General features: G+C 43.9%; 13 protein-coding genes. 9 read left to right on the forward strand and 4 right to left on the reverse strand.

Translation table 11 applies throughout. From position 1 onward, the window contains the following. Positions 1-53: 53 nt before the first annotated feature. The 3 genes from D4L85_RS35210 to D4L85_RS31955 all read left to right on the forward strand — a co-directional run bounded on the left by D4L85_RS35210 (position 54) and on the right by D4L85_RS31955 (position 5,221). Positions 54-314, forward strand: a complete 261-nt coding sequence (locus D4L85_RS35210; RefSeq protein WP_418219881.1) for a hypothetical protein — start codon at positions 54-56, stop codon at positions 312-314. A 379-nt stretch (positions 315-693) separates the two neighbouring features. Further along, complete coding sequence (locus D4L85_RS31950; RefSeq protein ID WP_119758166.1) at positions 694-1,104, forward strand: response regulator; 411 nt, start codon at positions 694-696, stop codon at positions 1,102-1,104. Positions 1,105-1,978: 874 nt separating this feature from the next. Beyond that, positions 1,979-5,221 (forward strand): DEAD/DEAH box helicase, encoded by a 3,243-nt coding sequence (locus D4L85_RS31955; RefSeq protein WP_119758167.1) that lies wholly within the window; start codon positions 1,979-1,981, stop codon positions 5,219-5,221. A gap of 476 nt (positions 5,222-5,697) precedes the next feature. Here D4L85_RS31955 and D4L85_RS31960 read toward each other — a convergent pair whose 3' ends face one another. The 4 genes from D4L85_RS31960 to D4L85_RS31975 all read right to left on the reverse strand — a co-directional run bounded on the left by D4L85_RS31960 (position 5,698) and on the right by D4L85_RS31975 (position 9,701). Continuing rightward, positions 5,698-7,593: an ATP-dependent nuclease gene (locus tag D4L85_RS31960; protein WP_119758168.1), complete on the reverse strand. Its 1,896-nt coding sequence runs from the start codon at positions 7,591-7,593 to the stop codon at positions 5,698-5,700. Positions 7,594-8,141: 548 nt separating this feature from the next. Then, a complete protein-coding gene (locus D4L85_RS31965) occupies positions 8,142-9,131 on the reverse strand; it encodes a type II toxin-antitoxin system HipA family toxin (protein ID WP_228450696.1) in 990 nt (329 codons plus the stop codon). 20 nt (positions 9,132-9,151) lie between these two features. Further along, positions 9,152-9,475, reverse strand: a complete 324-nt coding sequence (locus D4L85_RS31970) for a HipA N-terminal domain-containing protein (protein WP_119758170.1) — start codon at positions 9,473-9,475, stop codon at positions 9,152-9,154. Between the two features lie 10 nt (positions 9,476-9,485). Further along, on the reverse strand, positions 9,486-9,701 hold the full coding sequence (locus D4L85_RS31975; protein WP_119759030.1) for a helix-turn-helix domain-containing protein: 216 nt from the start codon (positions 9,699-9,701) through the stop codon (positions 9,486-9,488). Positions 9,702-10,043: 342 nt separating this feature from the next. Between D4L85_RS31975 and D4L85_RS31980 the strand changes: the two genes are divergently transcribed. From D4L85_RS31980 to D4L85_RS32005, 6 genes are all read left to right on the forward strand, one after another. Continuing rightward, the gene (locus tag D4L85_RS31980; RefSeq protein ID WP_160144134.1) at positions 10,044-11,138 is read left to right on the forward strand and encodes a helix-turn-helix domain-containing protein; all 1,095 of its coding nucleotides are present in this window, start codon (positions 10,044-10,046) and stop codon (positions 11,136-11,138) included. Further along, a complete protein-coding gene (locus tag D4L85_RS31985) occupies positions 11,135-11,566 on the forward strand; it encodes a hypothetical protein (RefSeq protein ID WP_119758172.1) in 432 nt (143 codons plus the stop codon). Before D4L85_RS31980 ends, D4L85_RS31985 begins: the two co-directional genes overlap by 4 nt. Positions 11,567-11,870: 304 nt before the next feature. Further along, on the forward strand, positions 11,871-12,770 hold the full coding sequence (locus tag D4L85_RS31990; protein ID WP_119758173.1) for a multiubiquitin domain-containing protein: 900 nt from the start codon (positions 11,871-11,873) through the stop codon (positions 12,768-12,770). After that, complete coding sequence (locus tag D4L85_RS31995) at positions 12,754-14,172, forward strand: HesA/MoeB/ThiF family protein (protein ID WP_160144135.1); 1,419 nt, start codon at positions 12,754-12,756, stop codon at positions 14,170-14,172. Before D4L85_RS31990 ends, D4L85_RS31995 begins: the two co-directional genes overlap by 17 nt. A gap of 91 nt (positions 14,173-14,263) precedes the next feature. Beyond that, on the forward strand, positions 14,264-14,608 hold the full coding sequence (locus D4L85_RS32000; RefSeq protein ID WP_119758175.1) for a hypothetical protein: 345 nt from the start codon (positions 14,264-14,266) through the stop codon (positions 14,606-14,608). Positions 14,609-14,897: 289 nt separating this feature from the next. Then, complete coding sequence (locus tag D4L85_RS32005; protein ID WP_119758176.1) at positions 14,898-15,956, forward strand: SH3 domain-containing protein; 1,059 nt, start codon at positions 14,898-14,900, stop codon at positions 15,954-15,956. Positions 15,957-15,966 lie beyond the last annotated feature (10 nt).

Raw genomic sequence — 15,966 nt, forward strand, 5'->3', positions numbered from 1 at the left:
TCTTTGGGGTAATTTTTGACGACCTAATCTCCAATGCCATCCGGTATCGTGACATTTCTAAAAAACAATCGAGATTAGTCATTGAAGCCGAAATAACCGAAAACACAGTGCATATTCTCTTTCAAGATAATGGTATCGGTATTTCAGAAGATTGGTCTAATGACCACAATAGTTTCAACCCTTCTTCTGCGTTATTGGCCATCAAGCATGTCATATCTTTGTTATCGCTCACTAATGCTGAGGTGAGCAATTCCAGATCATCGGGATCGTCGTCAATTGCTAATACTAGATTGCCAGGTCGCATACATTGTTAGATTGACCCGATCGGAAGGTCATAAACAGGACCAAACTTTTGGGCATTGATTGTAGGGCAGGATAGCTTCATTTAAAAGGTGGTGGGATCGTCTATTTGCGCTCACAAATGGATACTTAATAAATGAAGTGTGGAGAAAAATCCACACTTAAAATAAGGCTGTTGGGCGGTATTTCTTTCGCAATTGACCCTTCCGGCACCTGGTTTTCAATGTTTCAGAATAGATAAGGGATTAAGAAGGTAGCCCTGAAGAAGACTGTGCCGAGAGCAGAAGTTTGTATAAAATTGCCCTTTTCCCGAGGTTTTACCCACTATTTTACTCGCTGTAGCCTAGCAATTGAGAAACCTTTTCTTTAGCTTCACTTTCCCTTTTTCATGCGATGAACCAATTGACAATCATGGTGGTTGATGACGATCCTGACGACATCGATCTGTTCAAAGATGCTTTGTCCGAGGTGGACGATAGCTGCCGGCTAGTCGTAGCAAATGACGGGGAGGAGGCGTTGCGGCAGTTGAGAGAAAGCAGCGTCGATCCTGACATAATTTTCCTGGATTACAACATGCCTGTCATGAATGGGATCCGTTGTCTTACTTCATTAAAACAAGACCCCCTCCTTCGGAATATCCCTGTAGTGATGCATTCAACGACTCTTCCCGAAGAGGATATAACATTGTGTAAAGATCTTGGCGCGAAAATTCTTATGAAACAAGTTGTCTTTACCAATATGATCCACGAGCTAAATAATATCCTGTCAGAGGTAAGAAGTTGGGAAGAGCGCATCATAAGTTGAAAACTCATTCCAAAAAGACCATGCCCCCCAGTTAGCAGCGGGTCATTTAACATAACACCACTTATATAAACAACGCCATCATTCAAAGGTCAACGGTTCCCCTAAAAATGCTCATCCCTTTCCTGAAACTGATTTGTCATTCGCAGAGTGATTCGATCGGCTTTCTTTTTCTTTACCGGCATTGTAGAAGATATCCATCAAGCCTTGGACATCGCTAGTCTTTTATCAATAGGAATATTAGCCAGCAGCTTTTTGCAAGGATTTCTTTCTCTTCAAAATTGATACAGCTTATTTGTATTCACCGCTATAAGTTGTTCGTAACGGTGCAAATATCCCGCATGATCGCCGAAGAAGAGCGTAGAGTCTTTTATAAAAAGTCCACGTCAATGAAATTCCCAGAGACTGTAGACAGCCGTAACAGGGCCTGCACATCGGCAACATCGCGCGGCAGGCTAATACCTTTCTTGTGTGTATCAGGCGCCCCTGGTTGGAAACACCGTTAAGAATCCCCTTTCAAACTCAATTGAATCACCAACTTACCTTTGCGGCAATCTTCGTACGCACCTTTTAGTATCACTTTTAAACCATGAGCCACTTTCGATCCCTTATGGGCATGAGTCAAAGAGTAGCCGATACATCCAACTTCCTATCTACCACGTTAACGCTCGAAAACCAGGGTACTACCTTGCCAGAAAGACAGATAGATCAACCCCTTTTGCTTCACAATCTTTTTATTTATCTTAGTAAAGATTCCTTGTCCCACCCGATCCGAGCTGATCACCTAGCCCACCTGGAATCTTCCTGGAAAACACATAGACTTGCTCCAACATCTTGCAACTTTAATTAAAACCATCACCAACACAAAGTATCTATAATGAGCCTGACTCTTCCGGAAATATCAAAAGCCATTTTTGAAAAAAATGGCAATGAAATATGGCAATATTTTGATCGTGAAATAAGTCTTGATAACATCCAAATCATAAGTACAAATCCATTTGTAATTGAAGCCGATAGGATTAATTATTTACTGGTGAGTGACAAGGCAGACCAAAACATCCAAGGACATGAAAGAGCATTGTTGATATCGAAAAAACCAACAAGGGCGGATCTAAATACCGAAAAAATAAAAGTTAAGCGATGGCTTAAGCACCCACTATTTCAGACCAAAACGCCTGATGAAGTCATCACTACCTGGGCGGACAAATTCAAATTTGTAAAAGAAAATGAACAAGCAGGTGTCAAGGGATTAAGGCCGCCACAGGTCGGCGCCTTGTATTCCATTTTAGCACACGTCCAAAACCCGGAGGAGAATGCAATTGTCGTTATGCCAACTGGGACAGGTAAAACTGAAACAATGTTAGCTACTCTAATTGCAAATTGCTGCACAAGATTATTAGTTTCTGTTCCCTCCGACTCGTTACGAACACAAATTTCTGACAAATTCATAACACTCGGCTTTTTAAAGGAATTCGGAATAGCAGATTCCTCCTGTTTAAACCCTATTGTTGGAATAATAAATCATGGTTTTTCAAATGCTGATGAACTTCAAGATTTTGTTTCTCGGTGCAACGTAGTTGTATCTACAATGAGTTTACTTACAGGCCTTTCAGCCGCTCAAAAATTGATATTAAGTAACTCTTTCTCACATTTTTTTATCGATGAGGCTCACCATTCAGAAGCAGACACATGGAAAGAATTGATTAATAAATTTAGCAAAGAAAAGGTTTTTCTCTTCACAGCGACTCCGTTCAGAAATGATGGCAAAAGCTTACAGGGGAAAGTAATCTTCAATTTTTCGTTACGAAAAGCTCAAGAGCAGCGGTACTATAAGACAATTAACTATCTACCAATCAGAGAATACAATCGAAAACTAGCGGATGAAAAGATTGCCGAAAAAGCTGTACAACAGTTGAAAGAGGACATTGGGGCTGGCTACAATCACATCTTGATGGCGAGGTGTATGAGCAAGCCAAGGGCAAAAGAGGTATTTGAATACTATCAGAAATTCCCCGAGCACAATCCAATTCTGGTTTATACTGGTGTCGCGGGACTTGGTGACAAAATCGAAGCAATTAAGCGAGGCGAACATTCAATAGTGGTTTGTGTAAACATGCTGGGTGAAGGGTTCGATTTGCCAAATTTAAAAATTGCTGCAATCCACGATGAGCGACAAAGTCTTCCAGTCACATTGCAGTTTATTGGGAGATTTACGAGAACGTCTTATGACGAGTTAGGCAACGCGAGTTTTATAACAAATACTGCATACCCACCAATTCATGAAGAGTTAGATCAGTTGTATGCAAGAAATGCGGATTGGAATTTATTACTACCTCGGTTGAGCGCAAATGCAACGCAAAAGGAAATTAATATTAAAGAATTTCTGGAGGGATTTTCAAATTTAAGCGATTCTGTTATCCCATTTACTCAAATAAATCCAGCACTTAGTACAATTATATACAAGACAAATATCAATGAATGGAGACCGGCCAAACAATATTGGGAAACACTCTTTTTGAGTTATGAACACGTCTTCAGCGATACAAATCATCACGATACACTCGTCATTATACTAGGAAAAATAGAACGAGTTGAATGGGGTGATTTCGAAAGTGTTCGAAACTTGAAATGGGACATCATAATAATTCACTGGGATGTACGTCCTAATGTCAATAGAATATTTTTCAATACATCCTTAAAGCAATATCCCGGAAAAGAATTGCTAGAGAACATTTTTGGTGAAGGTAACATAAGTCTTGTCACTGGGATGAGCGTATTTAGGATATTTAATAATGTTAATCGGCTTTCTCTGTTCAACGTTGGGACAAGGAGGGGAATCGGTCAGGATATAACCTTTCAATCTTATTTCGGCAAAGGTGTTCAAGATGGAATTAAACTATTAGAGCAGGGGACGTTGATAAAGAACAACATATTCGGGGTAGGCTACAAGGAAGGCGAAAGGACTTCTTTAGGTTGTTCTGTTAAAGGGAAAATATGGTCCTATCAGAGGGGAAATTTGGATGAGTTAACCAAATGGTGCAAAGCAATCGGTGAAATAGTGGAGGATGAGACAATAGACCCTAATGTCGTACTACAACATACCCTAGCAATCGAAAAATTAGGTCATCGGCCACCTAATGTGATGCCCATTTTAATTGATTGGAATCCCGAAATGTATGAAAACATTGAGGGTCGGTACCAACTGAATATCAATGGAATTTTGTCCGACATCTCGCATACAGAGCTCAATTTAATTGCTCCTAGCATTGACCAACCTTTGCAATTTTCTGTCGACACAGATCAATTCTCTGTCAGTTTTCAAATTAATTTAGGAATTAACCTGGAAACGAGTGAAACCTTCTATCGTGTAGTTCAACTTACAAATGAAATTTGTTCAATTCAATATGGAACCAAAAATGAAAGCTTAGTACAGTTTTTTCAAGCTAGTGTACCAACTATCTGGTTTGCCGATGGCTCACAGCTATTTGGAAACTTATACGTAAAACTAAAGAACCGACCTGATGTTATCCCACAAGAAAGTATTATATCAGACACCTGGACAGGCGTCAATATTGAAAAGGAATCGCAGGATGTTGCACCTTTTATTCAAGATTCCATACAATATTATTTCATCGACAAAATAAGAAATGACTTTCAGATAATCTATGACGATGACGGGAAAGGAGAAATAGCCGACATCATTGGTATTAACGACACAGGCAATGTTATCGACATTCATCTGTACCATCTCAAATATGCTCTAAATGCTCAGGTGGGCAATAATATTAATAACTTTTACCATGTTTGTGGACAAGCCCAGAAGGCCTTGAAGTGGAAGCATAAAGATGGTAGAGAGATATTTACACATTTATTTAAACGAAAAACGAAGTCTTTGGGAGGCAATTCTTGCAGCAGAATTATCAAGGGTACTGAAGATGATTTAGAGAATCTATTGGAACAGGCCAAGTGGACGAAAGCGATTCGTTTTCATATGTATATTGTCCAACCCGCATTGAGTAAGGCTAACGCGTCTAATGACATCTTGTTACTGTTAGGCAATGTTCAGCATTGCCTCGCAACTGTTGGCAACATCGATCTAAAAATCTATACTAGCCCGTAACGGGAGGATACCCTGCTTCGAATCTTTTGTAGATATCAAAAAACTATTTTTGATATACCGAGATAAGAAAGTTCGGCAAACCGATGAAGGGTATGCCCAGTGTTGTGCGTTAAGTCGTGTCGACCAAAATATTTCGTACAGCCGTCATCGATGCTGTTGAAGGATCTCATCGAACACGCCTCGAATATCTGGGCGCCAAATACATTGTTAAAGAACTGAAGACTGGATCAATCATTAAAAGGTCTTGCGTCGTCTGCGTTTAAAATAAATCCTGTATGTGAGAAAATTTCCCAGAAGGCTCCGGTGGACAGTCAGGTATCGGTTACTTATTGCTCAGAGCCCAACGTATCATTGCCTTCGTTCAGAAAGAAGGAAGAGATTTAGATAAGAAGGACAAAATCAACAAGTTAAGACTCGAAATTTATTCCCTTTGAACGTTTCATCACCTACCAAGTTCATTTTTGGCTTGTGGGGAATTAGAAACCGCGCTCACATGCCAAGATTATCAACCCTACAATCGCGGGGTTGACGTCATCAAGATCATCATCGGTAAACGCCTCTACTACTTTGTTAACTAACTGTTTTTTACTAATGGTTTCACCCATAAATGTACCTAGGTTAGAATTCCTTGGAATCGAATCGAGAAATACCTTAATGGCCGCTTGGTAGGTCTCCATCGATAATTTAGTATTGAATAGTTTGTTTATGATTTTCACCGGATAATAATATTCGATCGCGTCCCTTTCAATAACAAGGAACCGTCTATCCGCGTCTGCATTAAAATATTTTTTGATCTCAGCGATTGCCTTGCTTTCCGCCGGATTGTGGGGTTGATCAAAAATACCGCAGATTCGTTCTTTGTAGACCGGCGAATAACTTTGAGTTTTGAACATCTGGAGCGCAGCTACTGACCCAGTCGCTGCATTTCCAATTCCGTCAACGAAATGAAATGCAATTTTCTCATTTTTCACCCTTCCAGCCGACAATAGGTGTTTGTGCAATGCGGTCAAAAATATTTGGTCTATAGCACCTTCAACAATAATAATGTTTGAAGGAAAAAATAGGTCGGCAGGTGTGTGCCCCAGAAGTTGATAAGTTGCGTATTCGATCGATTTATGATCTTGGAGCTGCTTTATCTCAACAGTTCCATTTTTTTTAGAAACCTGAAAATTGTTAGTAGGTGCTATCCGGTCAAGAAATAAATGCGAATGGGTTGCTAATATGATCCTTTTCCTAGGGAAACCTCCCAAACCCTGGGATGCTTCCTTGATCACTTTGAAAAGAATTTTCTGCATTCCTGCCTCCAAAGCAAGCTCGGGCTCGTCGATCGAAAGCAATGCGACTTCTGGATTGAAAAGTTGTATGATAATTGGAAAGACTGACCTAGCTCCTGTGCCCTGTGTTATCGGATTCATGCCATTAGCTTGCAATTGATTTCCCACATGGTACTCGCCGGAATGTTCCTTTTCAAGCAGCCATGGCTCGAAATAAGCCGCCATCCAATCCAAAATTTTTTTGCGGTCCTCCCTATCCTGTAGCGATAGCTCCTCCACCCAGTCAAAGGGTTGATTATATCCGTCGTCCTTTTGAGTTCGTCTTCTTCGATTATTCTTTTGAATCGACTTGCGGTCGGCCTTGTTTTCATTTATATAGTTGTAGGACGTTACGGTAAAATTTCGGTTTACTCCTATATAATCAACAGCATGGTCATTGTCGTCCCGCGGTATGTGACAAGCTGCAACCAATGCGGAAGTTTTGCCGGAGTTATTTCGGCCAAAAAAAATGGTCAGGTCTTGGATGGGGACATTAACCGTTTGGTTTTGTAGTGCGGAGGTATCTTTTAATGCTGACAACATGGGCAGCGTGGATACAGTTATTTCACTGGTGATTTCATAAGGTGTCTTATCCGCCCAGGCAAAAGCTTTGAAATGACTGTGTGCCCCTAGGTCAATTTCCTCGACGTGGGTTTCAATACCTTCGGCAGCTACATATATTATGACCTCTCCATTTTTTATCCATTCAATTTTAAAACTGACTGGGGTTTTCGGCTGATACCCGTCTGCACGATAGAGGACGTGGTCCTTGGTGCTCACTGTGTATTGCTGGAGCTGAAGCCGGTTCGGAAGCCGCCATTGTTCATTGCTACGCTCGCCAGCGCATATTTCGATGTGTTTTACGGTCGTGTCCTTATATCGTTTGAATGTCCCATCATGCGTTTGGCGGTTCCCGATCACAAATCGTACACCAAATCTCCAATAGTCAGTAGCTGGTATGACCTTAAAGACGAATAGGTGTCCACGAATGGCAAATAAGTCAGGAACAGAGACGTCATTATGCTCATCTTCTGAGTCACTTAGGAGAACGTGCGTCATTTTTTTATGAATTCGTATTGTTGAAGTTCGCGGCGACGGCTTAGCCAAGACAGACTTATGGAAAATTATTTCCTTGATCTATCTTCTTTGATTTACAAATTACCTTTTTTTTCGGTTTCGGGAGTTGGGTAGCACCAATACGTCATCAGGATTAACACGCAGCGAAATTGGGTGTTTACTCCGGCATTCAACACCGCTGTCGCTGACGGCAACTTTGAGAAGTTCTTATCGCTCTTCCCGAGGGCACAAAGTTGGCTCAATGCAGGCGACACTAGCCCCAAGGAACAGGAACCTGTGCACCATTCCGGAGATCCGACCGGATTGGTCCCTTGCTCGTTGTCGTTGATTGCTGACCATTCATCTCTCATTCCATAGATCGCCAATTTCGAACATTTGATCACATTTGTCAATTGACGGTTGACCATTAAGTGGCCAAGTGATACAACTTATATCCGATATAAGCCTCGGGTAGGCAATAATTCGTTCGGTCTCTCACACATTAATCTTTAGTTTCTACCGCAAGCTTTCAGGAGGCACCTACTGTAGGCTTAGTGAACCACAGCTTGTTGGGGCGGAGTAAACTTGACTTGCAGGCGGGTTAACTTGTCTTTATACATCTGTTTATAGCGATCCTTTACATCATCACGCAGAAACGAAGCGTCGATCAACGAATCGACAATTGATTCTTTTCCATTAAAAAAATCGATGATGCGTATAACGCGACTTTCCTTTATCCCCAGCACTTTTCCGAATTCCAAAAAATCAAAGTGGGTATAAAAGCCGTGATCATCAAAGGCAGTGGTGAATCGGTCTTTTAATAACATTAGCGCCGTGTCGCTTTCGCCTGGCGCATGAAATCGTGTACAGAGTAAATCATAGGCTGGAGTAAGCACATAGTCGCCTTGGTCGGTGCGAATGACTGAGAAATTCTTAGCGTGGGCATCTCCGTTGGAAAAGATATAGTTGAAAAGGACCAAGCGGAAAAATTTTTCAACCTCCACGGCGTACATGGGTATGTACTTGCGAATGAGCAACCCTATCTCTTCATAAGAGAGATCATATTTATAATCCTTCCCACGTGTCTCGGCAGTCATTTGCGCGAGTTGGGCAAAATCTTCCTGCTGGTATTTCGTTCCATCTTCTCGCACGTCGAATCTTTTCACCAGATAGGCCGGGCTGTGATCGCTGAAGTGAATAATCCCATTGGGCGGTACGCTAATTCCGAAAACCTGTTTTGCCAGTTGCATAGTAAGATGCTCGTTCGCCGGCGCCTGGTCCAAAAGCGGAAACTGCCCTGTGGGGATTGGCTTTAGAATGTACTGTCCACCTTTGTCTGTAAGCACGAGTTGATCGTTTTCAAGGCGCATGGAGTATTTAACTTGAACACCAGAAATGGATATCTTTTTGGTATTGTCTCTAAACAGTTCTGATTCTTCGTTATAGGGCGAATTGAACGGCAGAATGTCACTAACCTTCTTACCGGAAAATAGTTCCTTGAGGCATTTCTTACAGTAGCCCGTTTCTTCTACTTGTTTCAAACATCCCGCGCAAATCATAGTCAAATTTCTTTTACAGTTATGGCCCCGATGGTATCGGAGTGTGCCGTTGCCAGCAGGAGACCGAAATGATCGTTTTCATCAATCTTCAGCAGCCTGCATTGCGTTTGCCTGTTGACTCCTTCAGAGAGTAGACCAAAAAAGAAAGGGAACAGAATGGTCGATCTGAATTCCTGTTGTGTCTTGGGCAAGGTCAGGCTAATGGCTGGACATGCCGGATTGATAAAATACTTATCGTCGTAACAAAACACATAGCGTTGTTGGTCAGTCTTCTCCAGCGTTCCCGCCAGCAGGTTATTAATATAGACTTCAGCCTTGCGGCCCATATTGCATTCTTTAAGTGATTACTTCAATTTTTATCTGCATTCCTAAGACACTACAGATACGCAGGAGCGTATCCAGTTCAGGATTGCCGCTGCCTTTTTCGATTTCACGTAGCGTTCGCGTCGAAATGCCGGCGATATCAGCAAGCTCCGCCTGCTGGATGTTTCTGGATTTTCTGCGGGTTTGAATAATCGTTCCCCATGTCTTTTTCTCAGCTACTGGATCCATGGTCATAGGCAGTTAATTGCCGGTTTACGGCATTTTTGAGGATTTGGATTCAAATATTATTAAATATAGGCATTAAACTTCCTAATAGGAATTATAGTTCCTATTTTATATCAAATAATAGCTTTTCAGGTAATGTTGCGGCCATAACCGGCAATAAACTGCTGATAAGATCGCAAATTACTTTTTCCGTGGGCATTTAATACACACTTTGGCACATATTTTGACAACTATAGTTTACAGTTTTATAATTTTACATATTTTGTTAATTAAAAATTAACTAGTATATTTGATTCAAAGCACTAAACTACCCGGCATAAGACAAAAAACACCATGGGAACCCAAATGAGTGATCCAAAAATGGTCTTCGCTAAAAACCTCGAGCGAGCGCGCAAACGGCTCGGAATATCGCAAGACCGACTGGCGAAAGACGTTGGCCTTACCAGACAGGCAATCTACAAATACGAGAAGGGTGACGTTAACCCTAGTATGGATGCGGTTTTCAGACTTGCCTCCCAGCTAAAGGTTGACGTAGAGTATTTCTTTCAGTACCGTTCGGAGCGAGAAGATTTTAACCGCTGGCTTGAAATCATTGACTTTACGCCATGTGAGGCATTGACCCAAGTCAACTACCGGGAGCAGCAGAAGTTAACCCCGGAGAGTACGGAAAAGGTCAAAAACGACACATATAAAGAGTTGATTAAGCTCCTTGCTATTGAAGAAATCACTAACGACAAAATCGATTTTCGCAACCCCATCGACAACATTCCAGTGCGCAACCGCGAGGATGCAGAAAAGGCAGCGCTAGAAGTGCGCAAAAAATGGCAACTGTACGACAATCCAGTGACCAATGTGATCAATCTCCTGGAGTCGAAGGGGATTCGCGTATTTGAGGTAAACGCCGATGAAAACTTCCAAGGACTCAGCGCTCGGTATGGGAATCTTCCGATCATTGTGTTGAATTTTAAAATGCAGGAAGTTACCCGCAAGCGGTTCACAGCGCTGCATGAATTAGGACACCTGATCCTTCAGATCACTGAAGGGATCGACCACGAGACGATCGAGAAAATATGTGACGCATTTGCTGCCACGATGCTGCTCCCCAAGCAACTGTTGATCTTGGAGTTAGGTGGGCGTCGCCATAGCCTCGGCCCGGTTGAGATCTTACGCCTAAAGGCTATGTACGGCATCAGCGTACAAGCTATCCTTGTCGGCGCATTCTCCGCCCGCATCATTGAATATGCCGAATACCTTCGATTAACTAATACTGTTAGCAACCGTAGCGTAGCATATCGCATGCTGGAACACCCCACGCGCTTCAGGCAGCTTCTCACAAAAGCTCTAGCCGAAGGCATGGTAGACGCCCGCAAGGTGACGAGCTTAAAAAGCGGTGCTATACTGGATGATATTCCCCATAATTTAATCACTGCAGCGCTATGAACATTGTTGTAGACCGTGCCTCTGACTTAGTGAATTCGTCCTTACAGGATGAAATGTTTACCGTACCAAATTTGACGGCGTACGTCCTTGAATCAGATTGGAATGGTCTACGGCCTGTCGATCAGCTGATGCTGATGCCCTTTAAAGCGGGTGGAAAGATATGCTTTGTGCCTCTCAATGCGATCACCTTTACCAATGTGGCTTTGTTAAAGAATCGGTTCGGGGGTTTTAGTATAGCGGGCTTGGTCCTGGTGAGCTATTGCCAGCAATTTGACCTGCCGCTTTATACCTCCGACCCGGGAATGATAAAAGTGGCGCAGCAGGTGGGCGTCATGCGTTATGAAACGCTCGGTGAAAAGCTGAAACGTGAAATGATAAATTTTGAATATGTAGTAACCTTTAAACAACAAAAAATCAGGAACGGATGACCGCCCTGATTTTGAATTTGGTCGACTAACGAAGGCTTAGGCCGCCTGAGTTAATCTACAATGTTATTTAGCGATACAAAGGTAGACCATCCCGACCAGGATTCCAAATCAGGCATACTGAACGGTTTATACCGTCCACAAACGTGTCCTTTCCCGATACGACCATAGCCCACGCCTGTACTCTTCTTGACATCTCTAAAGTTCACGAGGGCTGCTCCCCTTTCGAAGCCGTCAACAAGCCTCACCAGGTGAGGTTTGCCGGTACCGTCCGAGCATTTTTTTAGAATCTTTAACAAGAAGTCATATGACAAACATAAACAAGGACTACAAGGTCCAAATCGATCGAGAAGTATATACAGTGCAAGAGAGATGTTTAACCGGCGCGCAGCTCTTAAAACTTGCAGGCAAAGAACCGGTGGATCAATTCCTGCTTTTCCAAAAGCTAAAAGGCGGTAAAGTGGACAAGGTTGAGTACGACCAGACGGTGTGCCTGGATGACCCGGGCATCGAGCGTTTTACTACCCAAAAGAAAAGTCACCAGGATGGTTCGGCAGTAAAATATAAAATACAGGTCGACCGTGATACCATCGATGCGCCCTCCCGTTGCATGACGGGAGCACAGATCCTGGAACTGGTGGGCAAACAACCGTATACCGACTTTCAACTGTACCAAAAGCTGAAAAGCAACAAGGTGGTGAAAGTCGAGTACGAGGAAACTGTCTGCTTTGATGATCCCGGTATTGAACGGTTCACGACTCAGAAGAAAAGTCACCAGGATGGTGAAGCGCGAAAACGCGACTTCGATTTATTGGAGGACGACAGTACAGCACTTGATGCGCATCAACAGGTCTGGGACTCAGTTAAGGACACCAACTTAAACTATGTAATCTTGCGGGGGGTAAAACTCCCCGACGGATACAATGTCGAGTTTGCCGATGTGGCGATCCGCATTGACGGCGGTTATCCAAGAACGCAGCTTGACATGGCCTTCTTCCACCCTGCGCTTAACCGCACGGACGGTCGTCCCATAGCCGCGTTAACGCCGCTGTCCATCGAAGGCAAAACCTACCAGCAGTGGTCCAGGCATCGCACGGAAGACAATCCGTGGCGAGAAGGAATTGATTGCCTTGTCACGCACCTGGGTTTTGCCATGCAGTGGCTGGAAGATGAATTTAAAAAAACGCCCCGTGGAGTATCAGCTTAGAATGGCTGGCATTCACTTCGAGGAAGTGAAGCAGCATCTCTTTCCTGGAGATGGAAAGGAAGCAATCGCCATTGCGTTGTGCGGGAGGTTTAATAACGGACGAGTAACCATGTTACTCGTCCATAAACTCCTGCTCCTGCCCTATCATCTGTGCAAGCGCGAGTCTGATTTTATCGAATGGCCAACCGAACCAGTAGTACCGTTTCTTATCGAGGCGATGCAATCAGGTATGGCAATACTCAAGATCCACAGCCATCCAGGCGGGTACGATCAATTTTCTGAGCTCGATGACATTTCGGATGTAGAATTCTTTACTTCCGTGTATGGGTGGACCAATTCGGACCTGCCGCACGGCAGTGCTGTTATGCTCCCTGATGGTCGCATCTTTGGCCGTGTGATTCTACCGGATCTCTCAGCACGTTCCGTGGATCGGATCCTGGTGGCCGGCCACCAGATAAGAATGTGGTCGGCAGCATCGGTCCAAAGCACGCGGCAGAGTTTACGGACCATCCAGCTTTTTGGCGAGGGTACTTACGGGTTGCTGCGTCAACTTAAAGTTGGTTTGGTGGGATGTTCCGGTACGGGAAGTATCGTCGTGGAGCAACTCCTCCGTTATCAGGTCGGTACGCTTGTTCCGATAGACGGCGATCACGTTGAGCATAAGAATCTCAATCGCATCGTTAACGCCAGGGTCATTCATGCGGAAAATGCCGCCAGGAAAACCGATGTAGTCGTGGAGACTGTTCGGGAGACCGGACTGGGTACAATAGTCATACCGTTCGATAAAAACCTTTATGAAAGTCCCGAAGCGATCATTGAGCTGACCACCTGTGATCTGGTCATTGGGTGTATGGACACTGCTGAGGGGCGGGATCTGCTCAATCGCCTCAGCACCTATTATCTTGTGCCCTATATAGACATGGGGATTATGATTGACTCCGACGGAAAGGGCGGCATCAACAAGATCGAGGGTTCGGTCCATTATGTACAGCCAGGCATGTCATCACTTTTTACGCGCAGCGTTTACACCATGGAAGAAGTGACCGCCGAAGCCCTGAAACGAAATAATCCACAAGAGTATGCGCGATTGCTGGAGGACGGACGAAAGAACGGATACAAGTATGTAAAGGACATTAACGTAGATCGACCGGCCGTGATTAGTCTCAACATGCAGGTGGCCAGCACGGCAGTCAACGAACTGCTCAATAGAATCCATCCCTACAAGTTCATGCCACCGGAATCGACCGCAAAGATAGCGATCGACATCACCGACAATTTCATGGCGCCTGAAGGGGAGCATAGCTTCCAGTGTGACCAGTTCCTTGCTAAGAACGTCGGTCGCGGTGATGTTACGCCGTTACTTCACTGTGTTGAGCTGGGAGAGAAGGTGCGCGTCACATAGTACAGAACCTAGGCAGGATAGTGCTTAGAAGGAGTTGGTGAACAACCAACTCCTTCCTTGCCTATCCATCAAAAAATGGAAAACTCTAAAAATGAGCTTTCCAACCTGCGGCGAGATCAGCATTGTGTTAAACAACAAGATCGAGAAGATTCTCGAATATGCTTTCTCTGCAGAAAGCCAAGTCGTTGAATCCGCGCGGGGCACCGTATGGGGCGCATATATAGTTCTATCACAGGATACTTCCATTAAGAACAGGAAGACCAATGAAGGAAAATTTGATTCGACATTGGGGACTTTCGCTATCTTTTACATCGTTCTTGCGCGATTATTATTTGTCAGACCAGGCAACCCAGGGAAACAAAAGGTTAATCGCAGCTCAAGATGCTGGCGGTTAACGATTGGTAAAGAAGTTGGGCAGAGATCATTTTCAGAATAAAGACCATGCATGAATCCTGCTAGGATACTGGCACCAAAACCATCCATATAACAGAATCTAACTACGAGGTCAGTGAGACTCTCATTTGCAATTTTGGGGACACTTCAGTATCAAAATGACCTGAGACGTCTCGGGGGGCGGGTACCATTCCACCGAGAACGGGACGGACGGTACGCTCTTTTCGGATTCGACCCATAATCAGCGATTTCCGGCAGGATTCCAGTCCAGTATCGGCTTTCGAATTTCCAGACAAAAAGGTAACTTCCGCCCGTTAACAGTTACCACATCTATGTCCCCTTCGCCTGTTGATAAGTTCAGAGCAATCGCTCGTCCCCCTCAAAATGACATACTTCGAAAGTTCGCCACCGCAGCCTCAGCGTTCGGTCTAGAGAAGTCATACACCGATAACTTAAAGAAAATGGTAGGGCTTGGTACAATACCCGGTGCCTCAGATTTATCTGGTCTAAGCGCTGCATTAAGATTACCTACATGGGCGCAAAAAGCGCAAGTGTTACAGGCGATACCTAATGCCTATAGATCTGCCGGACTGGGCCAGTTTCACATAATGGCTTTGGAAATGGCGAAAATCAAAAAGGCGACCACCAGTTTCCACGATCCTGCTTTCCTAAAATTGCAAAGCATAACCGATAATCATAGGCGTATGCTGGACGTCGTCAGCAAAATTCCAATACCGAGGAGCCATTTCCCTGCGGACCAGGCCGCACAGAACATTTCCAGACTTTTTACGGTCGAGAAAAATCTAATAGGAATATCCTCCGCCTTGACTGAGTGGGCGATAAAGGTTAGAAAAATCAGCCCGCTTGACGATTTAGAGGAAGTGACTACTCAGGCCGCGGAGATTACCGCTAAGATAGCGGGGAATCAACCGGTAACTCACGCAGACCTTGAACAGCTAAAGGAGTTTATAATAAGCCGTGAGCAAAAGAAAGGCACCTGGCATTACCTCTTGATTGTGTTCTTTCAATTTTTACTCATGGCGCTGGACGCTACGAACAATATCAACGGGGTCGGACAAATGGTCGGGGTTATCCAGGACGATCACGCGACCAGGGAAGATCTTGAAAATCTCAAAACAGAACTCTTAGACTCATTAAAGAATTACCAATCCCATGATGACTCTGTTCGATGTACTCTCAGCAGAGTTCATCTCCGACTCAAGCCAGATAAAAATAGCTTAATTCTTCTAACCCTGGGGAGAGGTGAGACAGTGGAGGTGTTACGAAGCCAAAATAAATGGCTGCAGATAAGTGTCATTGACAAGAAAGACAATGTACCCGTCGTGGGCTGGGTTTTCAAAAAATACCTTGAAAATAGACGGCCGGATTAACATTGTCTCA

The organism is Chryseolinea soli (genome assembly GCF_003589925.1).
Lineage (GTDB): Bacteria > Bacteroidota > Bacteroidia > Cytophagales > Cyclobacteriaceae > Chryseolinea > Chryseolinea soli.

Bases quoted from the DNA above. Each gene is read 5' to 3' on its own strand.
- D4L85_RS31950 (WP_119758166.1), top strand. From the start codon at position 694: ATGAACCAATTGACAATCATGGTGGTTGATGACGATCCTGACGACATC.
- D4L85_RS31955 (WP_119758167.1), top strand. From the start codon at position 1,979: ATGAGCCTGACTCTTCCGGAAATATCAAAAGCCATTTTTGAAAAAAAT.
- D4L85_RS31960 (WP_119758168.1), bottom strand. From the start codon at position 7,593: ATGACGCACGTTCTCCTAAGTGACTCAGAAGATGAGCATAATGACGTC.
- D4L85_RS31970 (WP_119758170.1), bottom strand. From the start codon at position 9,475: ATGGGCCGCAAGGCTGAAGTCTATATTAATAACCTGCTGGCGGGAACG.
- D4L85_RS31975 (WP_119759030.1), bottom strand. From the start codon at position 9,701: ATGGATCCAGTAGCTGAGAAAAAGACATGGGGAACGATTATTCAAACC.
- D4L85_RS31980 (WP_160144134.1), top strand. From the start codon at position 10,044: ATGAGTGATCCAAAAATGGTCTTCGCTAAAAACCTCGAGCGAGCGCGC.
- D4L85_RS31985 (WP_119758172.1), top strand. From the start codon at position 11,135: ATGAACATTGTTGTAGACCGTGCCTCTGACTTAGTGAATTCGTCCTTA.
- D4L85_RS31990 (WP_119758173.1), top strand. From the start codon at position 11,871: ATGACAAACATAAACAAGGACTACAAGGTCCAAATCGATCGAGAAGTA.
- D4L85_RS32000 (WP_119758175.1), top strand. From the start codon at position 14,264: ATGAGCTTTCCAACCTGCGGCGAGATCAGCATTGTGTTAAACAACAAG.
- D4L85_RS32005 (WP_119758176.1), top strand. From the start codon at position 14,898: ATGTCCCCTTCGCCTGTTGATAAGTTCAGAGCAATCGCTCGTCCCCCT.